27 protein-coding genes are annotated in these 25,689 nt (G+C 53.2%); 11 read left to right on the forward strand and 16 right to left on the reverse strand.

Features of this window, described 5'->3' with window-relative positions:
* Positions 1–4: 4 nt before the first annotated feature.
* Together VH187_RS17275 and VH187_RS17280 are read right to left on the reverse strand one after the other, a co-directional pair.
* Entirely contained in the window at positions 5–433 is a 429-nt protein-coding gene (locus VH187_RS17275; protein WP_329702691.1) for a type II toxin-antitoxin system HicB family antitoxin, read from the reverse strand.
* A gap of 2 nt (positions 434–435) precedes the next feature.
* Positions 436–618: a type II toxin-antitoxin system HicA family toxin gene (locus VH187_RS17280; protein ID WP_329702692.1), complete on the reverse strand. Its 183-nt coding sequence runs from the start codon at positions 616–618 to the stop codon at positions 436–438.
* Positions 619–1,024: 406 nt separating this feature from the next.
* On the opposite strand from VH187_RS17280, the gene VH187_RS17285 reads away from it, so the two are divergent.
* Genes VH187_RS17285 through VH187_RS17295 form a run of 3 tightly spaced genes read left to right on the forward strand, consistent with a single transcriptional unit; the run spans position 1,025 to position 4,354 of the window.
* Positions 1,025–2,293: a PTS sugar transporter subunit IIC gene (locus VH187_RS17285; protein WP_329702693.1), complete on the forward strand. Its 1,269-nt coding sequence runs from the start codon at positions 1,025–1,027 to the stop codon at positions 2,291–2,293.
* Between the two features lie 12 nt (positions 2,294–2,305).
* Positions 2,306–3,622, forward strand: a complete 1,317-nt coding sequence (locus VH187_RS17290; protein WP_329702694.1) for a 6-phospho-beta-glucosidase — start codon at positions 2,306–2,308, stop codon at positions 3,620–3,622.
* A 9-nt stretch (positions 3,623–3,631) separates the two neighbouring features.
* A complete protein-coding gene (locus VH187_RS17295; protein WP_329702695.1) occupies positions 3,632–4,354 on the forward strand; it encodes a glucosamine-6-phosphate deaminase in 723 nt (240 codons plus the stop codon).
* Positions 4,355–4,387: 33 nt separating this feature from the next.
* Here VH187_RS17295 and VH187_RS17300 read toward each other — a convergent pair whose 3' ends face one another.
* Together VH187_RS17300 and thiI are read right to left on the reverse strand one after the other, a co-directional pair.
* Positions 4,388–5,122: a GntR family transcriptional regulator gene (locus tag VH187_RS17300; protein WP_329702696.1), complete on the reverse strand. Its 735-nt coding sequence runs from the start codon at positions 5,120–5,122 to the stop codon at positions 4,388–4,390.
* A gap of 111 nt (positions 5,123–5,233) precedes the next feature.
* Complete coding sequence (thiI, locus tag VH187_RS17305; RefSeq protein WP_329702697.1) at positions 5,234–6,685, reverse strand: tRNA uracil 4-sulfurtransferase ThiI; 1,452 nt, start codon at positions 6,683–6,685, stop codon at positions 5,234–5,236.
* A gap of 195 nt (positions 6,686–6,880) precedes the next feature.
* Between thiI and xseB the strand changes: the two genes are divergently transcribed.
* From xseB to VH187_RS17325, 4 genes are read left to right on the forward strand one after another with little or no spacing between them, the layout of a single operon-like run.
* Positions 6,881–7,123: an exodeoxyribonuclease VII small subunit gene (gene xseB, locus VH187_RS17310; protein WP_329702698.1), complete on the forward strand. Its 243-nt coding sequence runs from the start codon at positions 6,881–6,883 to the stop codon at positions 7,121–7,123.
* 3 nt (positions 7,124–7,126) lie between these two features.
* On the forward strand, positions 7,127–8,026 hold the full coding sequence (gene ispA, locus VH187_RS17315) for a (2E,6E)-farnesyl diphosphate synthase (RefSeq protein ID WP_329702699.1): 900 nt from the start codon (positions 7,127–7,129) through the stop codon (positions 8,024–8,026).
* Between the two features lie 20 nt (positions 8,027–8,046).
* Positions 8,047–9,909: a 1-deoxy-D-xylulose-5-phosphate synthase gene (gene dxs, locus VH187_RS17320; protein WP_329702700.1), complete on the forward strand. Its 1,863-nt coding sequence runs from the start codon at positions 8,047–8,049 to the stop codon at positions 9,907–9,909.
* Between the two features lie 60 nt (positions 9,910–9,969).
* Positions 9,970–10,944, forward strand: coding sequence for an aldo/keto reductase (locus VH187_RS17325; RefSeq protein WP_329702701.1), 975 nt, complete (start codon positions 9,970–9,972; stop codon positions 10,942–10,944).
* An 86-nt stretch (positions 10,945–11,030) separates the two neighbouring features.
* Here the strand turns inward: VH187_RS17325 and pgpA are convergent, their stop codons facing one another.
* The 6 genes from pgpA to nrdR all read right to left on the reverse strand — a co-directional run bounded on the left by pgpA (position 11,031) and on the right by nrdR (position 15,117).
* The gene (gene pgpA / locus VH187_RS17330; protein WP_329702782.1) at positions 11,031–11,567 is read right to left on the reverse strand and encodes a phosphatidylglycerophosphatase A; all 537 of its coding nucleotides are present in this window, start codon (positions 11,565–11,567) and stop codon (positions 11,031–11,033) included.
* The gene (gene thiL / locus VH187_RS17335) at positions 11,524–12,498 is read right to left on the reverse strand and encodes a thiamine-phosphate kinase (RefSeq protein WP_329702702.1); all 975 of its coding nucleotides are present in this window, start codon (positions 12,496–12,498) and stop codon (positions 11,524–11,526) included. The genes pgpA and thiL overlap by 44 nt, the downstream gene beginning before the upstream one ends.
* 64 nt (positions 12,499–12,562) lie before the next feature.
* Positions 12,563–12,982 carry a transcription antitermination factor NusB gene (nusB, locus tag VH187_RS17340; RefSeq protein WP_110511508.1) on the reverse strand — a complete coding sequence of 140 codons (420 nt, stop codon included), beginning with the start codon at positions 12,980–12,982 and terminating at the stop codon, positions 12,563–12,565.
* Positions 12,983–13,003: 21 nt separating this feature from the next.
* The gene (gene ribH / locus VH187_RS17345; protein WP_159752357.1) at positions 13,004–13,474 is read right to left on the reverse strand and encodes a 6,7-dimethyl-8-ribityllumazine synthase; all 471 of its coding nucleotides are present in this window, start codon (positions 13,472–13,474) and stop codon (positions 13,004–13,006) included.
* An 86-nt stretch (positions 13,475–13,560) separates the two neighbouring features.
* Positions 13,561–14,664, reverse strand: a complete 1,104-nt coding sequence (gene ribD / locus VH187_RS17350) for a bifunctional diaminohydroxyphosphoribosylaminopyrimidine deaminase/5-amino-6-(5-phosphoribosylamino)uracil reductase RibD (RefSeq protein ID WP_329702703.1) — start codon at positions 14,662–14,664, stop codon at positions 13,561–13,563.
* A 3-nt stretch (positions 14,665–14,667) separates the two neighbouring features.
* On the reverse strand, positions 14,668–15,117 hold the full coding sequence (nrdR, locus tag VH187_RS17355) for a transcriptional regulator NrdR (protein ID WP_329702704.1): 450 nt from the start codon (positions 15,115–15,117) through the stop codon (positions 14,668–14,670).
* Positions 15,118–15,260: 143 nt separating this feature from the next.
* Here nrdR and VH187_RS17360 point away from each other — a divergent pair, with 143 nt between their 5' ends.
* Together VH187_RS17360 and VH187_RS17365 are read left to right on the forward strand one after the other, a co-directional pair.
* Positions 15,261–15,803 (forward strand): SadB/YajI family lipoprotein, encoded by a 543-nt coding sequence (locus tag VH187_RS17360; protein ID WP_329702705.1) that lies wholly within the window; start codon positions 15,261–15,263, stop codon positions 15,801–15,803.
* Positions 15,804–16,110: 307 nt separating this feature from the next.
* Positions 16,111–17,004, forward strand: a complete 894-nt coding sequence (locus tag VH187_RS17365) for a nucleoside-specific channel-forming protein Tsx (RefSeq protein WP_329702706.1) — start codon at positions 16,111–16,113, stop codon at positions 17,002–17,004.
* Positions 17,005–17,095: 91 nt separating this feature from the next.
* Here the strand turns inward: VH187_RS17365 and VH187_RS17370 are convergent, their stop codons facing one another.
* From VH187_RS17370 to queA, 6 genes are all read right to left on the reverse strand, one after another.
* Entirely contained in the window at positions 17,096–18,520 is a 1,425-nt protein-coding gene (locus VH187_RS17370) for a M24 family metallopeptidase (RefSeq protein WP_329702707.1), read from the reverse strand.
* Positions 18,521–18,633: 113 nt separating this feature from the next.
* Positions 18,634–19,605 (reverse strand): protein translocase subunit SecF, encoded by a 972-nt coding sequence (gene secF / locus VH187_RS17375; protein WP_329702708.1) that lies wholly within the window; start codon positions 19,603–19,605, stop codon positions 18,634–18,636.
* Positions 19,606–19,615: 10 nt separating this feature from the next.
* The gene (secD, locus tag VH187_RS17380; RefSeq protein WP_329702709.1) at positions 19,616–21,463 is read right to left on the reverse strand and encodes a protein translocase subunit SecD; all 1,848 of its coding nucleotides are present in this window, start codon (positions 21,461–21,463) and stop codon (positions 19,616–19,618) included.
* Positions 21,464–21,490: 27 nt separating this feature from the next.
* Positions 21,491–21,823, reverse strand: coding sequence for a preprotein translocase subunit YajC (yajC, locus tag VH187_RS17385; protein WP_329702710.1), 333 nt, complete (start codon positions 21,821–21,823; stop codon positions 21,491–21,493).
* Positions 21,824–21,845: 22 nt separating this feature from the next.
* Positions 21,846–22,973 carry a tRNA guanosine(34) transglycosylase Tgt gene (tgt, locus tag VH187_RS17390; protein WP_329702711.1) on the reverse strand — a complete coding sequence of 376 codons (1,128 nt, stop codon included), beginning with the start codon at positions 22,971–22,973 and terminating at the stop codon, positions 21,846–21,848.
* Positions 22,974–23,148: 175 nt separating this feature from the next.
* Positions 23,149–24,219, reverse strand: a complete 1,071-nt coding sequence (gene queA, locus VH187_RS17395; RefSeq protein WP_329702712.1) for a tRNA preQ1(34) S-adenosylmethionine ribosyltransferase-isomerase QueA — start codon at positions 24,217–24,219, stop codon at positions 23,149–23,151.
* Between the two features lie 94 nt (positions 24,220–24,313).
* Between queA and acpH the strand changes: the two genes are divergently transcribed.
* Positions 24,314–24,895 (forward strand): ACP phosphodiesterase, encoded by a 582-nt coding sequence (gene acpH / locus VH187_RS17400; RefSeq protein ID WP_329702713.1) that lies wholly within the window; start codon positions 24,314–24,316, stop codon positions 24,893–24,895.
* Between the two features lie 169 nt (positions 24,896–25,064).
* Entirely contained in the window at positions 25,065–25,667 is a 603-nt protein-coding gene (locus VH187_RS17405; protein WP_110511520.1) for a peroxiredoxin C, read from the forward strand.
* The last annotated feature ends 22 nt before the right edge of the window (positions 25,668–25,689 follow it).

Here is a 25,689-nt window from a genome sequence, read left to right on the forward strand (position 1 = left end):
CCAACTATGGCCCTTTCACCACTGAAAGCACCAGTTGCAAACCCAACGCGGACAACGCATCCGCGATGGTGTCAATTTTGGTTGCGTGATCCAGTTTGACGATGCGGGTCACTTCCTGCGGGCGGGTACATAGTTTACGCGCCAGTTCCGCCTGACTGGTTCCGCTCTTTAGCATCGCGTTCAACAGCAGCACTTTTGCCGTTACGCTGGCAGGCAGCTGAATAAAATCGTCATGTACGTTTAACACGGGAGGGATCGGAATCGACCGTTCGTCTTCAAAATAAAAATCCAGCGCGGTCACCAGCGCATCTTCCGCCATCATCAACGCTTCTTCACGCGTATCACCGCAAGTCAGCGCCTCAGGAATTTGCGGAAATGAAGCAAACCAGCCCCCTTCAATCTCATCTTTCTCAATCACCACTCTGTATTTCATTTTTACTCCTCGCACAGATTGAGTTGCTTCACGATTGCCTTACGCAATTTTTCGTTCAGTTCTTTCCCAGGATGCCTAGGCATCACCGACTGGCGTCCACCCAGGTAAATTTTGAGATGGTTCGTACCTTCGACAAACGAAGCGCCATTTCTTGCCAGCCACTGACGAAATTCCCTTTGCTTCATCTCCATCACCCTTCGAATATAAACTTTTTTGTTTATCACACACAACCCTGCTGCGAGGCAATGACGTTATATTCCCGGCAGTAATTCTCGTAAAGACAATGAATTAGGATTTACGAGTGGGCTTCAGAAACCGTTCTTTTCGGAATTTATCAAGATCGTCCACACGGGACACCATTACGTGCCAACGCTCACAGATCTCATCTTTTGTGCTGATGCCCCCCCTGAATTTTCTCGGTATAAATCTAGATATTTCATCTAGTTAACATCTGGCGCGGGTGTTTTAGGTGGCGTTGACAGCCAGAAAGAAGCGTGAAAAACTCGAGCTCAACTGGACTATACCAGTTAAATAAACCCTCCTGACTTCACCCACCAGGGGGAATAAAAACCTCATTGAGAGGAGTCGCCCGTGATTACATTTATTGAGAGCAAGGTCGTGCCTGTCCTAATCCGGATAGGCGAAAACAAAATTCTGGTGGCGGTGCGTAACGGTATCGCCCTGACATTGCCGTTCACCATCACCGGCAGCCTTTTCCTGATCATCGCCAATCTCCCTATTCCTGGCTGGAGTGAGTGGCTAGGGCCGTGGGCCGATAAAATCAGCGCCCCGGTGGCTGTCACCTTTGGCGCGATCGGCCTCATATCAGCCGTAGGTATCAGCTACAACCTGGCGAAGGAATATAAGCTCAACGCCATAACCTGTAGTGCCGTCACGTTGGTCGTGTTCCTGCTCGCGCAACTCAATGATAAATATCAGCTCAACGTGGATAACCTCGGCGCAGCGGGTCTTTTTTCCGCCATTATTCTGGCGGTCATCACGGTGCATATTATTCGTTGGTTTATTGGCCGTGAGATCGTCATAAAGCTGCCTGAAGGCGTGCCGCCCGCGGTGGCACAGTCTTTCGCAAGCCTGGTGCCTGCGGCGGTGGCGATTACGCTGGTGTGGTTTGTCAGAGTGATGCTCGGCTTTGATATTAATGAATTTTTCACACAAGTCCTCAGCCCGCTGGTCAGCGGTCTCGGTTCGCTGCCGGGCATGCTGGTGCTGATATTCCTGATTTCTTTGCTCTGGTGCTGCGGTATTCACGGTGACAATGTGCTTTCCGGCATCACCAGCCCCATCTTCCTGAAATACATCGCCGAAAATACACAGGCTTATTTAAACCACCAGCCGATCCCGCATATCACCGCCGACGGTTTTTACATCGTCTTTATGTGTATCGGCGGCACGGGTGCCACGCTCGGCCTGGTTTTGGCGATGCTGCGTTCACGCAGCAAAATGTATAAATCTGTCGGCAAACTGTCACTGCCGTCTGCCGTATTTTGTATTAATGAACCGGTGATATTCGGCTGCCCCATCGTCTTCAACCCGCTGCTGATGATCCCCTTCACGCTGACCCCGATGCTGCTGTGCATCTCCACCTACGGCCTGATGTACTTCGACATTATTGGTCGTCCGGTGCTGCAAATTCCGTGGACCATGCCCCCTATTCTCGCCGCCTGGTTTGTGACCGGCGGCAATATTCCGGCGGTGATCTGGTCCGTCTGTACCGTCGTCATTTCTGTCGCGATCTACTTCCCGTTCTTTAAATTGCTGGAACGCCAGCAACTGAACAAAGAACGCCTGGAAGAAACGCACGAAAACGAATCCGTCCTGAACACTGACTCTGCATTGTAAAAAGGAACTCTGATGAAAAAGCTCAAAATTGTCACCATTGGCGGTGGCTCAAGCTATACCCCGGAACTGATTGATGGCTTTATCAAACGTTACGATGAGCTTCCGGTCACGGATTACTACCTGCTCGATATCGAAGAAGGCAAAGAGAAGCTCGAGATTGTCGGCAAGCTGGCGCAGCGCATGGTGAAAGAAGCCGGTGTGCCAATGAACATACATTTGACGCTCGATCGCGCCGAAGCGCTGAAAGACGCTGATTTCGTAACGACGCAACTGCGTGTCGGTTTCCTGGACGCGCGCATTAATGACGAAAAAATCCCGTTAAAATACGGCGTACTCGGCCAGGAAACCACCGGCCCCGGCGGCTTTATGAAAGCCCAGCGCACCATTCCAGTGTTGATGGATATCTGCCGCGATATGGAAAAATATTGCCCGGATGCGTGGCTGATTAACTTCACCAACCCGGCAGGCATCGTGACCGAAGCCATCACCCGTCATTCAAATATCAAGAGCATCGGTATTTGCAGCGGCGCTAATAGCATGTTGATGGATATCGCCAAAGCCTACGACGTGGAGAAAAAGGACGTTTATGCCCGCATTATGGGGCTGAACCATCTGATATTTGCCGACCAAATTTTCATTAAAGGCGAAGACTACACGGATGATTTCATGGCAAAACTGGCTCAGGGCAGCGCCAGCAACTCATTGAAAAACATCCCGGATATCGGCTTTTCTTCGCGCTTCGCCAAAGCGCTGCACATGTACCCGATCTCCTATTTAAAGTACTTCTTCCTGACCCGCGAAATGGTGGATGCGGCACTGAAAGATGCCAGCACCAAAGGGACGCGCGGCGAACAAACCCGTGAAATTGAGCACCGTCTTTTTGAGCTTTATCAGGATCCGCATCTTTCCCATAAACCGAAAGAACTGGAAAAGCGCGGCGGGGCCTGGTACTCCGATACTGCCTGCTCGATCATCAGTTCCATTTATAACGACAAGAAAGAAATCCATGTGGTCAACACCGTCAACAACGGTGCGACGCCGGATCTGCCCGATCATGTCACGCTGGAAACCAACGCGGTTATCGATCGCAGTGGCGCTCATCCGCTGGCTTACGGCCGTTTACCGGTCAAAATTCGTGGGCTGATCCAGAGCGTAAAAGCCTATGAAGAACTGACCGTTGAAGCGGCGATGACCGGTGATTACAGCACCGCGCTGATGGCGTTAACCATCAACCCACTGGTGCCTTCGGCGACGCTTGCGGAAAAAATTCTTGATGAATATTTGGAAGTGAATCAGCGCTATTTGCCGCAATATCACTCAAAAAGCTAAGGAGCAGCCATGAAGACTTATATTTCCCCGAATTACCCGCAGCTTTGTCAGGCGGTGGCGCAAAACGTCATTGATTGCGTGAAAACCAAACCTGACGCGCTCATCTGTATTGCGGGTGGTGACACGCCTCTCGGCGTATTTGCAGCACTCGTTGATGCACAAAAGCAGGGCCACGTAGATTTCTCACGCACCCAATTTTTAGGGATCGATGAATGGCTGGGCCTCGGCAAAGCCGATAAAGGCAGCTGTCGTGAAATGGTCTGGCATCACTTTTTCGACAAACTCCCCCTGCGCGATGAGCAAATTTGCTTTTTCGATGGGCTGACCAGCGACCCGAAAGCAGAATGCCAGCGTGTCGATCGTTATATAGACAGGCATGGGCCGATCGACTGCGTCGTATTAGGCATCGGTATGAACGGGCATATTGGTTTTAACGAACCGGGCGTTTCGCTGGAAAACACCTGCCACGTTGTCGATTTGGACGCCGTCACTCAGGCGGTTTCAGTGAAGTATTTTGATACACCGCGTGAGGTCAAACAGGGTATTTCGCTAGGGCTGAAAACCTTGCTGGCAGCGAAAAATATTGTGGTGATGGCAAGCGGTGAGAAAAAATCAGCGATTGTTGCGCAAACGGTGAATCACCCTGCGACGGTCGACATTCCTTCGACGCTGGTGAAAACTGTGCCACAGGCAGCTTTATACGTGGATAACGCAGCGGCAAGCGCGCTGTAAAGGGGATCTGGCAGGCGCTATTTTTTGCGCCTGCTAGCGTTCGATTCGCAGGTTTTTGACCCGGAAGATGTCAGCCCGGTTGTAACTGATCGAGTAGTTAAACGCTGTTTTATCGGCAAGACGGGTCACTTCGGTAATTTTCAGCATCGGCTGCCCGCTGGCAATATCCAGCAATGGCGCAAGCTCATCATCAAATAACGCGGCTTCGATAATCGAGTCAGCATCTTTGATTTTCTTCCCAGTGAACGCTTCGATATAGCCGTACAACGAGCCTTCTTTGAGAATATTTTCGGGAATGGTGTCGATAACGCTTTGCGGAATATTACTGTCTTCCACCAGTACAGGATTCCCATCGAGCAAACGAATACGACGGATAAACCAGACGTTATCTCCGGCGGTGATTTCCAGATGCTGCGCAAGTGTCGCATCAGCCTGAATCACGTTGAACGTCAGAAGCTGGCTGCTGACTTTCACTCTTCCCTGAAATTCACGGGAAAAGCCAAGAATGCTGTCGCTGGTTTCGTTATTGAGAAGGTAGACGTTGGTGGCGCTGTTTTTCAGCACGAACATCCCTTTGCCGTGAATGCGCTCGATAAACCCTTCCTGTACCAGGTTATCCATCGCTTTTTGCACCGTCACGCGAGTCACGCCGTAAAGGCCTGCCAGTTCGCGTTCAGAGGGAATGCTTTCACCTTTTTTGTAGAGTTGATTGAGGATATCGCCCTTTAAGCGTTCCTTAATCTCAATGTATTTGTGTGTTTTTTGCATTCGGTTCCCAGAAAATCGCCGGGTGGCGTTGCGCTTACCCGGCCTACACATTCCTGCCGCTTGTAGGCCGGGCAAACAGCGTGCCGCCCGGCAGTTTCACGATGCTACTGTTTAATCCGGACGATAAACCTTCACATTAGCGAAGCCTTGCTCGCGCAAATAGAGCGCCTGCAAGCGGCTCATCACGCCGCGTTCACACCACAGCAAATAAGTTTTGCTCTGGTCGAGATCGCCAAACTGCGTGCTCAATTTGTAGAACGGCAGCGACGCCACTTCCACACCGTCGAGTTTGAGCGGTTTGTCATCCTGTTCATCGATGGAACGAATATCAAGAATAACGTCAGTCGCGGTGAAACCGGACACCGTTTCGACTTCAACCACGTCCTGCTGAGTTTGCTGCGCAATGTCGCGGATATCGACATTGTTGGCTTCCGCCACCACTTTGTCGAGGATCGCGAAATCAAAGTTCTGCTCTTCCGCTTCGATTTTCGCCTTCACCGCTTTCACGGTTGGGCTCTTCGAAATCACGCCACAGTATTCCGGCATGGTACGGGCAAAATCTTCAGTGCCGATTTCACGCGCCAAATCGATGATGTGCTCTTTGTCGTGAGAAATCAGCGGACGCAGGATCAGGGTATCGGAAACGTTGTCGATCAAACGCAGGTTGGTCAGCGTCTGGCTGGAAACCTGGCCCAGCGCTTCGCCGGTCACCAGCGCCTGCACGCCGTAGCGTTCAGCAACCTGAGAAGCCGCACGCACCATCATGCGTTTCAGCACCACGCCCATTTGGCCGTCGTCGACTTTCTCGAGGATTTCGCCCACAACCGGTTCGAAGTTGATCGCCACGAAACGCACGCGGTGCGAACTGCCAAAGCGATTCCACAGATAATGCGCCACCTGACGGACGCCGATTTCATGCGCAGCGCCGCCAAGGTTGAAGAAGCAGTAATGCACGCGACAACCGCGACGCATCAGCATGTAGCTGGAAACACCGGAATCGAAACCACCGGAAATCAGCGACAGCACGTCTTCCTGTGTGCCGATTGGGAAACCGCCGATACCTTCATAGCGGCCTTTTACCAGCAGCAGACGATCGTTTTCGATCTCCAGAAGCACCGTGATATCCGGGTTAGTCAGCTTCACGCGCGCGGTTTCGATGTGCTGATTCAGCCCACCGCCGACATAACGCTCAACGTCAATGGAGGTAAAATCGTGTTTACCCCGGCGCTTAACACGCACGCAAAACGATTTGCCTTCCAGCTGTTCGCGCCACAACGGCAGCGTTTGCTCGAAGATGTCATGCATAGAAGTGAACGGCACATCTTCCACTTCCAGAATATGGTGAATACCGGGAATACGGGTCAGCGCATCGCGAATGACCGGACGTTGGTCCTCGTCTTTGGCGCGAACTTCGATGTGATCCCAGTGACGAACAACGGCAAGCGTCTCGTCATAATGCTTCAGAACGTTACGAATATTCCCGGTCAGAATTTTTATAAAGCGCAAACGCACAGATTGGCTTTTGATGGTGATTTCCGGGAACAATTTAATGATAAACTTCATGGCGGCAATGGTTCGTTGGCAAGCCTGTAAAGGCTTGTAATGGAAAATAGTACAGCAGCCCATACCCGCGGCTGCATCCAGGTGCGCAAGTATACCACCATCGCGCGGCTCCTGTGCACATTGCGCGTTATTTGATAATTGCCCTAAGTCCGTTACCATGACGGGGCTGAAAATATTGAGAGTCAAACATTCACTATGCCAAAGAAAAATGAAGCGCCAGCCACTTTTGAAAACGCACTGACTGAACTTGAGCAGATTGTGTCCCGTCTCGAAAACGGTGACTTGCCGCTGGAAGATGCGCTGAATGAGTTTGAGCGCGGCGTACAGCTGGCGCGTCAGGGTCAGGTGAAGTTGCAACAGGCCGAGCAACGGGTGCAAATCCTGTTGGCCGATAATGATGAAGCCCCGCTGACGCCTTTCACGCCGGACGCCGAGTAAACAATGGATTTCTCGCAACAGTTACAGGCCTGCGTTGAGCGAGCCAACGACGCGCTGCGCCAGTTTATTGCGCCGCAGCCCTTTCAGAACACTCCGCTGGTTGAGGCGATGCACTATGGTGCACTCTTAGGCGGTAAACGTCTTCGCCCGTTTCTGGTGTATGCCACTGGCAGCATGTTTAACGTCAGTCTCTCCACGCTGGATGCGCCCGCAGCGGCGGTTGAATGCATTCATGCCTATTCGCTGATCCATGACGATCTGCCTGCAATGGATGATGACGATCTGCGCCGTGGTCAGCCGACCTGCCATATCAAATACGGCGAAGCCAATGCGATTCTGGCCGGTGATGCGCTACAAACGCTGGCATTTTCTATACTGAGTGATGCGCCAATGCCGGAAGTCGCCGACCGTTTCCGTCTGGCGATGGTTTCCGAACTGGCGCAAGCCAGCGGTGTCGCAGGCATGTGCGGTGGTCAGGCGCTGGATCTGGAGGCCGAAGGCAAACAGGTTGATTTGGCAGCCCTTGAGCGTATTCATCGCCACAAAACCGGGGCGCTGATCCGCTCAGCCGTTCGCCTTGGCGCATTAAGCGCGGGTGAAAAAGGGTTGGCTGCCTTGCCTGTGCTGGACAAATATGCCGAAAGCATCGGCCTCGCATTCCAGGTGCAGGATGACATTCTGGATGTGGTAGGGGATACTGCGACCCTTGGCAAACGCCAGGGTGCCGATCAGCAACTTGGCAAAAGCACCTATCCTGCCCTGCTGGGCCTTGAGCAAGCCCAAAGTAAAGCCCGTGACCTCATTGCAGACGCCCGCCAGTCATTAACGATACTGGCCGCGCAGTCTCTGGACACTACGGCACTGGAAGCGCTAGCGAATTACATTATTCAGCGCGATAAATAAAACACCACGATGAGTCTCTGATGAGTTTTGATATTGCCAAATACCCGACGCTGGCACTGGTGGAATCCACTCAGGAATTGCGTCTGTTGCCTAAAGAGAGCCTGCCGAAGCTCTGCGACGAATTGCGTCGCTACCTGCTCGACAGCGTGAGCCGCTCGAGCGGACACTTTGCCTCCGGGCTTGGCACGGTGGAACTCACCGTGGCGCTGCATTACGTCTATAACACCCCTTTCGACCAGTTGGTTTGGGACGTGGGTCATCAGGCTTATCCGCATAAAATTTTGACCGGTCGTCGCGATCGCATCGGGACTATTCGTCAGAAAGGCGGGTTGCATCCGTTCCCGTGGCGCGGAGAAAGTGAGTTTGACGTATTAAGCGTCGGCCACTCATCAACCTCTATTTCTGCCGGGATCGGTATTGCCGTCGCGGCAGAAAAAGAAGCCAAACAGCGCCGCACCGTCTGTGTGATTGGCGATGGCGCGATCACCGCTGGCATGGCCTTTGAGGCGATGAACCACGCGGGCGACATCAAGCCCGATATGCTGGTAATCCTCAACGATAACGAAATGTCGATTTCCGAGAACGTTGGTGCGCTGAACAACCATCTGGCACAGCTGCTTTCTGGCAAGCTTTACTCTTCGCTGCGTGAAGGCGGCAAGAAAGTGTTCTCTGGCGTACCGCCGATCAAAGAGTTGCTCAAGCGCACCGAAGAACACATCAAAGGCATGGTGGTTCCCGGGACGCTGTTTGAAGAACTGGGCTTCAACTATATCGGCCCGGTCGACGGTCACGATGTCCTGGGGCTGGTCAGTACGCTGAAAAACATGCGTGACCTGAAAGGCCCGCAGTTCCTGCACATCATGACCAAAAAAGGCCGTGGCTATGAGCCAGCGGAAAAAGATCCGATCACTTTCCACGCGGTGCCGAAATTCGATCACACCAGCGGCGTGCTGCCAAAAAGCAGCGGCGGTCTGCCGGGTTACTCGAAGATCTTCGGTGACTGGCTGTGTGAAACCGCAGCGAAAGACAACAAGCTGATGGCGATCACTCCGGCGATGCGTGAAGGCTCCGGTATGGTGGAGTTTTCAAAAAAATACCCGGATCAGTATTTCGACGTGGCGATTGCGGAACAACACGCGGTGACGTTCGCGGCGGGTCTGGCGATTGGCGGCTATAAGCCTGTTGTCGCTATCTACTCGACCTTCCTGCAACGCGCCTACGACCAGGTTATTCACGACGTCGCTATCCAGAAACTGCCGGTGTTGTTTGCTATCGACCGTGCGGGCATCGTTGGCGCGGACGGACAAACCCATCAGGGTGCGTTCGATCTCTCGTTTTTACGCTGCATCCCGGAAATGGTCATTATGACCCCGAGCGATGAAAACGAATGCCGCCAGATGCTGTTTACCGGTTATCACTACAATGACGGCCCAAGTGCGGTGCGTTATCCGCGCGGAAGCGGTACAGGTGTGGCACTGGCACCGTTGGAAAAACTGCCGCTCGGCAAAGGCATCGTCAAACGCCAGGGCGAGAAAATGGCGATCCTCAACTTCGGTACGCTGCTGGCAGATGCCGAAATTGTGGCGGAAAAACTCAACGCTACACTGGTTGATATGCGCTTTGTGAAGCCACTTGATGAGACGCTGATTCGGGATATGGCCACACGCCACGAGGTGTTGGTCACGCTGGAAGAAAACGCCATTATGGGTGGTGCAGGTAGCGGTGTGAATGAAGTGCTGATGGCCCATCGCAAACCGGTGCCAGTGCTGAATATTGGCCTGCCGGACTTCTTTATTCCGCAAGGCACGCAGGATGAAGCGCGGGCCGATATCGGTCTCGACGCCGCCGGAATCGAAGCAAAAATCACGGCCTGGCTGGCCTGATCCTCTCCCCCTTTCCGCTCCTGCTATGCTTACTATTATGTTCATCGCAGGAGTGGAACCATGCAATACAATAAATTAGGAACGACCGACCTTAACGTCTCCCGGCTGTGTCTCGGCTGTATGACCTTTGGCGAACCCGATCGCGGCAATCACGCCTGGACGCTGCCGGAAGAGAGCAGTCGTCCGATCATCAAGCACGCCCTCGACGGCGGCATTAATTTCTTCGATACCGCCAATAGCTATTCCGACGGCAGTAGCGAAGAAATTGTTGGCCGGGCGCTGCGTGATTTCGCCCGCCGTGCAGACGTTGTGGTTGCCACTAAGGTTTATCATCAGACCGGCGATTTGCCACAAGGGCTTTCCCGTGCGCAAATCCTGCGCTCCATTGACGACAGCCTGACGCGCCTCGGTATGGAATATGTCGACCTGCTGCAAATCCACCGTTGGGACTACAACACGCCGATAGAAGAAACGCTGGAAGCCCTGAACGACGTCGTGAAAGCCGGGAAAGTGCGCTACATCGGCGCGTCTTCCATGCATGCGTCACAATTTGCACAAGCGCTTGAATTACAGAAGCAGAACGGCTGGGCGCGTTTTGTCACCATGCAAGATCACTACAATCTGATTTATCGCGAAGAAGAGCGTGAGATGCTGCCGCTGTGCTATCAGGAAGGCGTGGCGGTCATTCCATGGAGTCCATTGGCGCGTGGTCGTCTGACCCGTCCGTGGGGTGAAACCACCGCTCGTGTGGTGTCTGATGAATTTGGCAAAACGCTTTATAGCACTACCGAAGAAAACGATGCGCAAATTGCGGAGCGGCTGGCGAGCATTGCTGAAGAACTGGATGTCACGCGCGCGCAAGTGGCGCTGGCCTGGCTGTTAAGCAAACCCGGCGTGGCGGCACCGATTATCGGTACATCGCGGGAAGAACAATTAGATGAGTTGCTAAGCGCGGTGGATATCACGCTGAAACCGGAGCAGATTGCCGAGCTGGAAACGCCTTATCAGCCGCATCCGGTGGTCGGATTTAAGTAAGCGCAATGCCCGATGGCGCTACGCTTATCGGGCCTACAACGGCTGTAGGTCCGCGCAAGCGCAGCGCCGCCGGGCAAGCATACAGGTCAGATAATCCCAATCGGCCAATGATGGCCAATCAGATACAAGAGCCCTGCGGAAATCACCCCGGCGATAATGTCATCGACCATGATCCCCATCCCGCCGTGTACGTTGCGGTCAAACCAGCGGATCGGCCACGGTTTCCAGATATCGAAAATACGGAAGATGACGAACCCGGCAACGACCCACTGCCAGTCGTTGGTCGGCAGCGCCATCAGCGTGATCCACATGCCGACAAACTCATCCCACACGATGCTGCCGTGGTCGTGTACGCCCATATCTTTCGCGGTGCGATGACAGATGTACACGCCAATGCTGATGCTCGCCATCACCGCCAGCGAATAGAGCTGCCACGGCAGGAGAGTCAGCAGATACCAAAACGGAATAGCCGCGATGGAACCCGCAGTACCCGGCATAATCGGGCTAAGGCCGCTGCCAAACCCGGTCGCCAGCAGATGCCACGGGTTGAGCATACTCAGGCGGCTTTTTGCTACGTCTTTACTGCGCAAAATGGTCGTACCCCTTCCAGTCGAGCGTGACAGGCTTCCCCTCACGCTGAAAATGCAGCCCTTCTACATCGGCACTGATTTGCCCGATACAGGTGTAACCCATGCCGAAATTGCCAAGCGCCACGTCCAGCGCGCCGCGATTCAGTTCAGGTACAGTGAAGCAGAGTTCATAATCTTCGCCACCCGAAAGCGCCCAACGTAGTGCCTGGTCAGGCTCAACATGGCGTTTCATTGCCTCGGAGATTGGGAGCAGATCAAGGTCGATACGCGCGCCGCATTCACTGGCTTTAAGGATATGACCGAGATCGGAAATCAGCCCATCGGAGAGATCGATAGCCGAATGGGCAAAATTACGCAGCGCCTGACCGGTGAGAATACGCGGTGTTGGATTGAGATGACGCTTAACCAAATACGCGGCGTCCTCGGCGTTATCCACCTGCAAACGATCCTGCAAAATAGCTAATCCGGCGGCGCTGTCGCCCGGTGTGCCAGTGACATAAATCCAGTCGCCCGGTTTAGCGCCAGAGCGTTTCAACGCCCGGCCATCCGGCACGAAACCGTGAATACCCAGCGTCATCGACAGCGGCCCTTTGGTGGTATCGCCGCCAATCAGCTGCATATCGTAGTAATTCAGTTGTTCAAACAGACTGTCGCTGAAGGCTTCAAGCCAGGCTTCATCCACTGACGGCAGCGTTAGGGCTAACGTCAGCCACGCCGGATCAGCCCCCATAGCTGCAAGATCGCTTAAATTGACCGCCAGCGCCTTACGGGCTAAATCAGCGGGATCGATATCCGGGAGGAAATGAATGCCTGACACCAGCGTATCGGTGCTGATGGCGAGAGTCTGTTTTTCAGGGAGATTGAGCAGTGCGCAGTCGTCACCGATTCCGGTTTCAACATCAAGACGGGAGCTTCTTACGCGATCAAAATAACGGGCAATCAGAGAAAATTCGCCGCAAGCCATACGTCATGCCTCAGCAAAGAAAAGAGAAGGCCGAAGCAAACTAATGTGTGCTTCGGCCTGGAGATTACTTTTTGCGGGGACGAATTGCCGGTGCTGCTTTATCCAGCACGCCGTTCACGAACTTATGGCTGTCTTCGGCACCGAAGGTTTTTGCCAGTTCGATAGCTTCGTTGATGGCCACTTTGTACGGCACATCATCACGCTTAGCCAGCTCAAACAGCGCAATGCGCAGCACGGCTTTCTCGACCTGACCCAGCTCTTCCAGCAGACGGGACAGATAAGGTTTCATCAGGCCGTCGAGATACGCGCTGTTGGTCGCCACTCCGGTCAGCAGTTCACGGAAGTACACGACGTCGACGTCTTTCACGTCCTGTTCCGCCAGGAACTGGTATTCAACATCAGAGATGTCGTTTTTGGATAACTGCCAGGAGTAAAGCGCCTGGACAGCACACTCACGGGCGCGGCGACGAGCAGCAGGTTTCACGGAATTCCCCTTACAAAAAAATCAGGCCTTGATGGCTTTCAATACATTGATCATTTCAAGCGCGGTCAGTGCAGCTTCTGCACCTTTGTTACCGGCCTTGGTGCCAGCACGTTCGATGGCTTGTTCGATGCTTTCGGTGGTCAGAACCCCAAAAGCGACCGGGATTTCGCTGTCGTGCGCAACCTGCGCCAGACCATTACTTGCGCCACCGGCTACATATTCAAAGTGAGCTGTACCGCCACGAATCACGGTGCCGAGCGCGATAACCGCGTCGTATTTACCGGTTTTCGCCAGTGCGCCCGCTGCCAGTGGCAGTTCGTATGCACCTGGAACCCAAACCACGGTAATGTTTTCGTCTTTCATCTGACCAATACGTTTCAGGGCGTCAATCGCACCTTCCAGCAGGCTGTCATTGATGAAATTGTTGAAACGCGCAATGGTGATGGCAACGCGAGCGTCCGGGGCAGCAACGTTAGCTTCGATAATGTTCATACTTTTCCTTTTGGGATTCGACTTACCCCGAGGGGGGCGGATTTTATCATAATAATTCGCGCACGGCTTACCTATTTCAGGCCGCCCTACGCCGGTAATAAATGCAGACACAGATCCGGGCCAACTTTGCGGATCTCGCTGAAACTAAATTGGGGGGCATTAGCCAGTTTCTCAAGCCCTGGTAACACACATAAACCTCGGGCGTCGCTGCCTAACAGTTTAGGCGCAACGTAAACAATCAGCTCATCAACCAGACCGGCTTGCAGCAATGCGCCCGCAAGCGTTGGGCCAGCTTCCACCCAGATACTGTTAATTTGCTGTTTACCGAGTTGCATCATCAGCAACACTAAATCGAGATGTCCATTATGCTCAGGAATTTTTAGCGAGCGCACGTTTTCCGGCCATTCGCGGGTGTCTTCCTCACAGCGAGCAAACCAGGTTTCACCGGGTTGCTGCACGATACGGTGTTCCGGGGTGACGCGGTTTTGACGGTCAATCACGATACGCAGCGGTTGACGCAAATTTTCCTGCGGATAACTTGCCAGCACATCAGCGTTGAGTTCTTCCCAACGCACGGTCATCGCCGGGTTATCTGCCAGCACCGTTGCGTCCGTTGTCAGAATAGCGTGGCTTTCGGCGCGAAGGCGCTGCACATCGCGTCTCGCCTGTGGAGACGTAATCCACTGACTTTCACCGCTGGCCATTGCCGTGCGGCCATCGAGCGATGCGCCAAGTTTTAGCTGGATATACGGGAAACCGGTACGCATCCGCTTGAGAAAGCCTTTATTCAGCGCTTCGGCTTCGCTCATCATCAGCCCGTGGCTGACTTCAATGCCTTCTTGTTGCAGGCGATACAGACCACGCCCCGCCACTTGCGGATTCGGATCCTGCATCGCAGCCACCACACGGCTGACACCTGCCGTAATCAGCGCTTCGCAGCATGGCGGCGTGCGGCCATGGTGGCTGCAAGGCTCAAGCGTGACATACGCCGTCGCCCCTTTCGCTTTGTCACCCGCCATGCGCAGGGCATGAATTTCGGCGTGCGGCTCACCGGCACGGTAATGCGCGCCTTCACCGACGATTTCGCCATTTTTCACAATCACGCAGCCGACACGCGGATTCGGGTGCGTGGTAAAACGCCCCTGATTCGCCAGTTTTAGCGCACGCGCCATGTACATTTCGTCGAGCATGGATTAGTCCTGTAAGCGGGCGATCTCTTCGCCAAACTCTTTGATATCTTCAAAGCTCCGGTACACGGAAGCAAAGCGGATATAAGCCACTTTATCGAGCTTTTTAAGCTGCTCCATCACCAGGTTGCCGATCTGTTTGCTCGGAATTTCGCGTTCACCCGTCGCACGCAGCTGCGATTTAATATGGTTCACTGCCATTTCAACGTCATCAGAACTGACCGGGCGCTTTTCGAGTGCTTTTTGTATTCCGCTGCGCAACTTGTCTTCATTGAAAGGTTCACGGACGTCGTTGCTTTTCACGACCCGTGGCATCACCAATTCAGCCACTTCAAAGGTGGTAAAACGTTCATTACACACCAGGCACTGGCGGCGACGGCGCACTGAGGAGCCTTCCCCGACCAGACGAGAGTCGATCACTTTGGTATCTACGGCGAAACAAAATGGGCAATGCATGGCGCGTCCTGACGAAGAATAATCACATTTTCTTATTTTACCACGACCAGTGCTGCGCCGTCATTTTGAGACAAACCCCCGATGGTATCTACAACGATGCTGCTACCATTGAACAGCAACAAAACTCAAAAGGAACCCAAACAATGACACGACGTTTTTTACGCCTTCTGGCGCTGGGCAGCCTGTTTACCCTTAGCGCTTGCGCACAGCAAACCGAAGTTCACCAAATGCAACAGAGCGTCAGTGCGCTCAATAAAGACATGACCAAGCTGAATCAGGAAACGGTCAAAATTACCCAGCAAAATACGCTCAACGCCAAATCGGCGAGCGGCGTATACCTGCTGCCAGGTTCCAATACGCCAGCGCGTCTGGAAAGTCAGATTGGTACATTACGGATGTCGCTGATTAATATCACGCAAAATGCCGATGGAATGCGAGCCACGCTACGTATTCAGGGCGAATCTGACGATCCGCTACCTGCGTTCAGCGGCACTGTTGAGTGGGGTCTGATTCAGGGTACGACAGACAACTATCAGGAAGTGAACGTCAAAAATCAGCTGATCAACGCCCCGGCGAGCATTCTCGCGCCGAGCGATGTGGATATTCCGCTACAACTGAGTGGTAGCGATCCGAAACAGCCCGTGTTCGTGCGCATCCACGATATTCAGCCCGTCACCGCACAGTAATCGTTTATCGCCGGATAGCTTTTGCTTTCCGGCTTTCCCCACCGCCTTCCTCACCCTTCGACATCCGCTGCAATCTTTCCTGTTTTCCAGAAAACCCTGGAAACATTTGGGAGGATCCGTACAATGCCCGCGAATAATGTACGCAAACGTGAACGCAATCGATTACGTACTTGAGAGAACTGTGAAACACCACATATTTTTGTGAGCAATGATTCTTATAATAGGCCTCGCAGAACACAGTTACATTTAGAAACGCCTGGGCGGTTCTTTTCACTCCCCGAAAGGGATTTCAATAAGTGGCAATCTTATGAAAAAAACACTATTAGCAGCCGGTGCAGTGCTTGCGCTTTCCACCTCTTTCACGGCAGGTGCAGCCGAAAACAACAAACCTGAGTATGTCTCTGACTGGTGGCATCAGAGCGTTAACGTGGTAGGCAGTTACCACACTCGCTTTGGGCCAAAGATCAATAACGACGTTTATCTGGAATACGAAGCGTTCGCTAAGAAAGACTGGTTTGATTTCTACGGCTATATCGATATCCCAAAAACCTTCGGTGCAGGTAACGGCAACGACACCGGTATCTGGGACGACGGTTCACGTATGTTTATGGAAATCGAACCACGCTTCTCTATTGATAAGCTGACCGGCACCAGCCTGGCGTTCGGTCCGTTCAAAGAGTGGTACTTCGCGAACAACTATATCTACGATATGGGTGCGCACGGTAACGACGCCAGCAAGCAGAATACCTGGTACATGGGTCTGGGTACTGATATCGATACCGGCCTGCCAATGAGTCTGTCCCTGAACGTGTACGCCAAGTACCAGTGGCAGAACTACGGCGCTGCGAACGAAAATGAGTGGGATGGTTACCGCTTCAAAGTGAAATACTTCGTACCGCTGACCCAGCTGTGGGGCGGCCAGTTGAGCTACATCGGTTTCACCAACTTTGATTGGGGTTCTGAACTGGGCGACAACGACTTCCGTGACCTGAATGGCAAAAAAGCGCGTACGAACAACTCTATCGCGTCGAGCCACATTCTGGCGCTGAACTACGATCACTGGCATTACTCTGTTGTGGCGCGTTACTGGCACAACGGCGGTCAGTGGAATGATGACGCCAGCCTGAACTTTGGCGACGGTGACTTCAGCGTACGTTCTACCGGCTGGGGTGGATACCTGGTTGTGGGTTATAACTTCTGATAACCCTGTGCCCGGCGGTTTACCGGGCATAAAGCAGAAAATTCGGTATCAACAGTTAGCCGGGTAAGGCATCGCGCCACCCGGCTTTTTATCATTTCACGGTTAACGCTTTACGCTGATCCAACAACCACGGACGCAAATACCCGACGGTATTAGAGAACGGCAGCACGCATTCCGGTAAGCGAATACCCACTTCGTTCTCGATAAACGCCCGTCGCGCCTGAACGCGCGTCCAAAGCTGCGGGTAATCTGCGGCTAGCTGATTGCGCAATACTTCATCTGCCAACGCCACTGTATCTTCAATGCTCGCGCCTGCATAACCCGCGCGGGAAGGAATGATGTCGATTTGTAGCAGCATCCCACTGGCAAGCGGAATATCCGAATCTGCCGAGACTGGCGAACAGAGCCACTCTTCATCAGCCACCAGATGGCCCGGATTAAGATGCCAGTGGTACTCTGCTTTCGGCAGTACGCTTTCAATCAACTGATATAACTCGCCACCGGTCATGCCAGGATGAATATTTTCCAGCCAGGTCACTACGGCGCGGAAATACGGGATCGCGACGACATCAAGATAATCGCTAACCGCCTCGGGCAATTGTTCTGCCGACTCCACAACATAGGCTGCACGACTGCTTAGGCCGCCTTTGTAGCTGGTCGTCAGGGAGAATTTATCGCCCACTTTTACCGTTTTGTCGCCAGGATAGAGATTCGCATGAGCAAAACGATCGCCCGTTGCGGCAATGGTCACCACGTTATTCGGCTGACCGTCCGCGGCTAACAGGCTGGCAATCTGCTTTTCCGTTTTCCCCGGCGCCACCGCATTCAGCGCACGAAGGATCGCCGTTGAAGCCAGATTCGCGCCATATTCGTAATGCGCCAGTTCGTTGGCGTTATTGATCGCACGTGCGCCATAAGCCGGAGAAATGAAGACGCCGGTCGCATTTTGCAGTTGCGAATGTGGGGCGGCATCACGAATGGCATCCACGATAAACGACGGAAGATCAAACATCTGTCTGGTGTTGTCATTTGCGCCGGTAAACAGCTTCCAACCCGCCAGACCTAAGGTTTTGCCATCAACAATACCCGCCGCCTGCAAGATTTCAGGTAGCGATTGGGTATTCTCCATTGGCTGATTCGGCAGCGATTGGGTATTCTCCATTGGCTGATTCGGCAGCGAGAACCACGGCGCATGTAACACACGGTTTGCTAACCGGGCATGAGGCGCGAGTTTGAGATTTTCATTCCCAAGCACCAGCACCGCATCCCCCCTCTGCTGCAACACCAGCAACGCCTCTTCGAAACGCGGAATAAACCCGGTGAGATATTCGAAATTGCCGCCGTGCTCTTTGTCGGCATAAACGATCAGCGTGTCCAGGCCCTGTTGACGCATCCTTTCCAGCACGCGGATTTTGCGTTCATTTAGAGTTGCGTCGTTGAGGGTAACCGAAGGCAGATCTGTCCAGCATTGAGGCTGTGGAAGTGATTTGAGCGAAATCGAGTGCGGAGTGGGCATTTCTGTAGCGTCCTTTAAACAGAGATTATCCCTTCACCCTACCCGAAATGCGGATTTTTGACATAAAAAAATCCCGGCCAATTGACCGGGATTCGATTTTTGCTGAGCAGACCTTACGGCAGGATTGAAGGCTGATCGGCGCCTTCTTTCTCTACTTTCTGCTGCAACAGGTGTTCGCGTTTCATCCCGAGTTTCAGCGCCAGCGCAGAAGCTACGTAGATGGAAGACGCAGTACCGATGGAAACACCGATAAGCATCGTCAGCGAGAAGCCTTTCAGCATCGCGCCACCGAACAGGAACAGCATCAGGATAACCATTAAGGTCGTACCTGAGGTGATCAACGTACGGTGCAGCGTTTGGGTCAGCGACACGTTAAAGATTTCGTAAGGCGTACCGCGACGGATCTTACGGAAGTTTTCACGAATACGGTCAGATACCACGATGCTATCGTTCAGCGAGTAGCCGATGACCGACATCAGTGACGCGACGATAGTCAGGTCAACTTCAATCTGGAACAGCGACAAAATGCCCATGGTGATCACCACGTCGTGCGCAAGTGAGATAACTACGCCTGCTGCCAGACGCCACTCGAAGCGGAACCCGACGTACACGAGGATGGAGATCAGTGCCACCAGCAGCGCCATTGCACCGTTAGTTGCAAGGTCTGCCCCGACGCTCGGCCCCACAAATTCAATACGCTTAACCGCGGCGTTCTGGTTAGTGGTTTCGTTAATCACGCTCAGTACTTTGCTGCCCAGTTCCTGACCGCCGGTTTCCCCTTTGGCAGGTGGCATACGCACCAGAATGTCACGGCTGCTACCGAAGTTTTGCAGTAATGGGTCAGCGAAACCTGCTTTTTCCAGCGAGTCACGCATCTGGTCCATATCGGCCGGTTTTTCCAGGCTGATTTCAATGACAGTACCGCCAGTGAAATCAAGACCCCAGTTAAAGCCGCGCACACCGATCACAATGATCGACAGGATCAGCAGCAGGCCAGAGAGACCAAAGGCCCAGTAGTCCCAGCGCATAAAGTCGTAGACTTTACGGCCGTGGTTTAATTGTTCAACAGTATATTCCTGTGCCACAACGCACTCCTCAGATAGACAGCTTGTTGATGCGTTTGCCGCCGTACAACAGGTTTACGATGGCACGGGTGCCGACGATCGCGGTAAACATGGAAGTCGCCACACCGATACCGGTTGTGATAGCGAAGCCTTTAATAGCGCCAGTACCGACCGCGTACAGGATGATAACTTTGATAAGCGTGGTGACGTTCGCATCGAAAATCGAGCTGAACGCACCGCGATAACCTTCGTCAATCGCCTGCTGGATAGTACGACCGTTACTGATTTCTTCCTTAATACGCTCGTTAATCAGTACGTTGGCGTCGACCGCCACCGCAAGGGTTAACACGATCCCCGCAATCCCCGGCATGGTCAGCGTGGCCCCCGGCAGCAGTGACATAATCCCGACAATCATAATCAGGTTCATAATCAGCGCGGAGGTCGCAATCAGACCAAACTTCTTATAGAAGAAGATCATAAAGATGATGGAGATAGCCAGACCCGCCAGACACGCTTCCAGACCTTGCTGAATGTTCTGCAGACCCAAAGTTGGACCAATAGTACGTTCTTCAACAATCTGAATTGGCGCGATCAACGCACCTGCGCGCAGCAGCAGAGAGAGCTGACGAGCTTCGTTCGGGTTGCCAATACCGGTGATACGGAAGCTGTTACCGAGGCGAGACTGGATATTAGCGACGTTAATCACCTCTTCCTCTTTCACCAATACGGCACGGCCTTTCGCATCTTTCTTACCGCTGTCTTTGTACTCCACGAACAGGGTTGCCATCGGTTTGCCGATGTTGTCCTTGGTGAAGTTAGACATGATGTTACCACCTGCGCTATCAAGCGAGATGTTAACCTGCGGCTGGTTGTATTCGTCCTGGCTTGAAGTGGAGTCGGTGATATGGTCACCGGTCAGGATCACACGCTTGTACAGCACAACTGGCTGGCCTTCACGGGTATCTTTCACTTCGGAGTCGCCCGGTACACGGCCAGTAGTGGCAGCGGACTGATCGACTGTGGTGTTTACCAGACGGAATTCCAGAGTTGCGGTCGCGCCAAGAATTTCTTTCGCACGAGCGGTGTCCTGAATACCTGGCAGTTCAACCACGATACGGTCGGCACCCTGACGCTGAACCAACGGCTCGGCAACGCCCAGCTGGTTGACACGGTTACGCAGGATGTTGATGTTCTGCTGGACGGCATACTCACGCGCTTCATTCAGACGTGCATCGGTCATCACCGCACGCAGCTGATTGCTGCCTTGCTTAGAGATAACCAGGTCACGATGACGCGGAGTCAGATAATCAACCGCCTGATTGCGCGCCGCGTCGTCACGGAACGTAATGCTCAGGCCATAGTTATCCGCTTTGCTTACAGTCGTGTAAGCAATGCCTTTCTCGCGCAGATCGCTGCGCAAGCCATCGATATTTTGTTCCTGCAATTTACCCAGCGCAGTATCCATATCGACTTCCATCAGGAAGTGCACACCACCACGCAGATCAAGACCGAGTTTCATCGGCTCTGCGGAGAGGGAGGATAACCAGCGCGGTGTTGCCGGAGCAAGGTTTAACGCCACGACGTACTTGTCACCCAGCACGCCCATCAGCGCTTCACGCGCGCGGAGCTGGATGTCAGTGGAGTCGAAGCGAGCAAGAATTGCGCCCTCTTCCAGTGCCACAGACTTAGCGGTTATTTTTTCTTCTTTTAAGGTGTTCTGGACCTGGATCAGCGTTTGCTCACTGGCGGCGACGCCGCGCGCGCCAGTGATTTGAACAGCCGGATCCTCACCATACAGGTTGGGAAGTGCGTAAAGCAGGCCGACGACAAAGACGACGACCAGCATAATGTACTTCCACAAAGGATAACGGTTTAACACGGCAGTTCCCTTTGGGAAAACAGTTGATTACAGCGCCTTCATGGTGCCTTTCGGCAGAACGGCAGCTACGAAGTCACGTTTAACAACCACTTCAGTGGTCTCGTTCAGCGCGATAGCAATATAGCCTGCTTCAGCTACTTTGGTTACGCGACCAACCAGACCACCGGTAGTCAGCACTTCATCACCTTTGGCGATGGAGTCCATCAGCTTTTTATGCTCTTTGGTGCGTTTCTGCTGTGGACGCAGGATCATGAAGAAGAAAATCAGACCAAACACCACCAGCATCAGGATCAGCGACATCGGGCTGCTTTGTCCCGGTGCACCAGTAGCGGCTACCGCATCAGAAATAAAAAAGCTCATTGAAATTCCCTCATTATTAAAATTAATCAACGTTCAGTGGTGGAACAGATCGACCCTGACGTTGGTAAAACTCCGTCACAAAGCTCTCTAATTTACCCTCTTCGATAGCCTTGCGTAAACCCGCCATTAAGCGCTGATAATAGCGAAGATTATGGATGGTATTGAGACGCGCGCCCAATATTTCGTTGCAACGATCGAGATGATGCAAATATGCGCGCGAATAATGGCGACATGTGTAGCAATCACACTCAGCGTCCAGCGTGCTGGTATCGCTCTTATGCTTCGCGTTACGGATTTTTACGACGCCGTCGGTCACGAATAAATGACCGTTACGGGCGTTACGCGTTGGCATCACGCAGTCGAACATGTCGATGCCGCGACGCACGCCTTCAACCAGGTCTTCCGGTTTACCCACGCCCATCAGGTATCGTGGTTTGTCTGCCGGGATCTGTGGGCAGACATGTTCCAGAATGCGGTGCATGTCTTCCTTCGGCTCACCGACAGCCAGGCCGCCGACAGCGTAGCCATCAAAACCGATGTCTACCAGACCTTTAACGGATATATCACGTAAATCTTCGTAAACGCTGCCCTGAATGATACCGAACAAGGCGTTCTTATTACTCAAGGAATCAAAACGGTCACGGCTGCGTTTCGCCCAGCGCAAAGACATTTCCATTGAGCGCTTAGCGTAATCCCAGTCAGCCGGGTACGGCGTGCATTCATCGAAGATCATCACGATGTCAGACCCGAGATCGTATTGAATTTCCATCGATTTTTCCGGATCGAGGAAAATCGGATCGCCGTTGATCGGATTACGGAAATGAACGCCCGCTTCGGTAATTTTGCGGATATCGCCCAGGCTGAACACCTGGAAGCCACCGGAATCGGTGAGGATCGGCCCTTTCCACTGCATAAAGTCGTGGAGATCGCCATGCAGCTTCATGATTTCCTGACCCGGGCGCAGCCACAGGTGGAAAGTATTGCCGAGAATAATTTGTGCGCCAGTTTCTTGTACTTCTTCTGGCGTCATGCCTTTTACGGTGCCGTAGGTGCCGACAGGCATAAAGGCTGGCGTTTCAACGACGCCGCGGTCAAAGACCAGGCGGCCACGGCGAGCGCGTCCGTCGGTGGTATCAAGTTCAAATTTCATTATTTCTCCTACGTCAGAAAGACAGTCTGACGTTTTTTCTCGTCGTCTTTCGGGCCACAGGGGCGTTGGCGGCGTTCTCAAATCCCAGTCACATCGTTTTCTATGCTGCTGGTATTTTCAAACTGGCCGCCTTCCTGCAACCCAAAATACGTAGAGAAGTTATAGCGCCGCGGACTTATTCCCCAACGCGTTCTTGAATAGCGGACGGATTGTACGTGATGTACATGGCATCCCCGTAGCTAAAAAAGCGATATTTTTGTTCTACCGCAGACTTGTAGGCGTTCATGGTGTTCTGATAACCCGCAAAAGCGGAAACCAACATGATAAGCGTCGACTCCGGCAGATGGAAATTGGTCACCAGCGCATCAATCACGTTGTACTGATAGCCCGGGTAAATAAAGATTTTCGTGTCGCCAAAGAACGGCTCAATCAGATCGGTTTGCGCCGCCTGTGCCGCGCTCTCTAAAGAACGAACGGATGTCGTGCCCACGGCCACCACTTTGCTGCCACGCGCTTTCGCTGCCAACACCGCATCCACGACATCCTGCGGCACTTCCGCATATTCTGAGTGCATGATGTGGTCTTCAATGCTGTCCACGCGCACTGGCTGGAAGGTTCCCGCGCCAACGTGCAGCGTCACAAATGCCATCTCAATGCCTTTTTCACGCAGTTTCGCTAACAGCGGTTCGTCAAAATGCAGACCTGCCGTCGGAGCGGCTACCGCACCGGGTTTCTGGCTGTAGACGGTCTGATACAGTTCGCGATCAGCGTCTTCGTCCGGACGGTCAATGTATGGCGGCAGCGGCATGTGGCCGATGGCGTTGAGAATATCCAGCACCGGGCGTTCATCGTTAAACTGCACTTCAAACAGCGCATCGTGACGCGCCACCATAGTGGCAATGATGCTTTCATCATCGCCCAACAGCAGTTCCGCACCTGGCTTTGGCGCTTTAGAAGCGCGAATATGTGCCAGAATACGTTTATCATCGAGCATGCGCTCAACCAGCACTTCAATCTTGCCGCCGCTGGCTTTACGACCAAACAGGCGCGCCGGGATCACGCGGGTATTGTTGAAAACCAGCAGGTCGCCAGGGTTGAGCTTCGCGAGCAGATCGGTGAAAGTACCGTGCGTCAGCGCCCCCGTTGGCCCATCCAGCGACAGCAAGCGGCAGCCACTGCGCTCCGGCTGTGGGTAGTGGGCAATCAGGGTTTCGGGTAGTTCAAAAGAAAAATCGGCGACGCGCATGACGGTAACTCAAGACATAATAAAGAGGCGGCTAGTCTAGTGGCAGGCGGCTTTAGCTGCAACCTGTAAGCCTCAAATACGGATAACACATAGAATGAATTTTCTGGCTCACCTGCACCTCGCACACCTCGCCGACAGCTCGTTGTCGGGCAATTTGCTGGCCGATTTCGTGCGTGGCAACCCGGATGCCGAATACGCGCCCGATGTCGTGAGCGGCATTTATATGCATCGCCGTATCGACGCCCTGACTGACAATCTGGCGGAAGTGAAAGCCGCGAAAGCGTGGTTCCGCCCTGAAACGCGCCGCGTCGCGCCGATCACCCTCGACGTAATGTGGGATCATTTTCTGTCTCGTCACTGGGAAAAATTGTCGCCTGAGATCTCGCTGCCCGATTTTGTGCATTACGCTCAGGCCCAGGTGACGACGATTTTGCCAGACTCACCGCCGCGCTTCGTCAATCTGAATGACTATCTGTGGTCCGAGCGCTGGCTGGAGCGTTATCGCGAAATGGCGTTTATTCAGAATGTCCTCAACGGCATGGCTAATCGTCGCCCGCGTCTCGATGCGTTACGTGATTCCTGGCAGGATTTGGACACCCATTACGCACAACTGGAAGAAACCTTCTGGTCGTTTTACCCGCGCATGATGGCGCAGGCGAAGGCGCGAGAGCTGTAAAACTTGCGCTTTATCACAGAATCGCTAAGCTGAAACAGTTGTTAATATTAGAATCGATAGGCAAAACCTGTCTCAGCGATTGTCAGGTTTGCATTGAGTCAACCGCTTCCTCTCCCTATACTGGCCCGCGTTGCGTTCCATTAACCTTATAAATGTAGAGGAGAACCTCATGGTTCTGGTAACTCGTCCTGCTCCTGATTTTACTGCTGCAGCTGTTCTTGGTAACGGCGAAATCGTTGATAACTTCAACTTCAAACAGCACACCAACGGCAAAGCGACCGTTTTGTTCTTCTGGCCGATGGACTTCACCTTCGTATGCCCGTCTGAACTGATCGCTTTCGACAAGCGTTATGAAGAATTCCAGAAACGTGGCGTAGAAGTGGTTGGCGTTTCATTCGACTCTGAATTTGTTCATAACGCATGGCGTAACACCCCTGTCGACAAAGGCGGCATCGGTGAAGTGAAATACGCAATGGTTGCGGACATCAAACGCGAAATCCAGCAAGCATACGGTATCGAGCACCCAGACGCAGGCGTTGCGCTGCGTGGTTCTTTCCTGATCGACGCGAACGGCATCGTCCGTCACCAGGTGGTGAACGATCTGCCACTGGGTCGTAACATCGACGAAATGCTGCGTATGGTTGACGCGCTGCAGTTCCACGAAGAGCACGGCGAAGTGTGCCCGGCTCAGTGGGAAAAAGGCAAAGAAGGTATGAACGCGTCTCCAGCTGGTGTGGCTAAATACCTGACCGAAAACGTCACCAGCCTGTAATCGGCACGGTGTACGCAAAAGG

This window comes from Scandinavium sp., from assembly GCF_036271055.1.
Taxonomy (GTDB): domain Bacteria; phylum Pseudomonadota; class Gammaproteobacteria; order Enterobacterales; family Enterobacteriaceae; genus Scandinavium.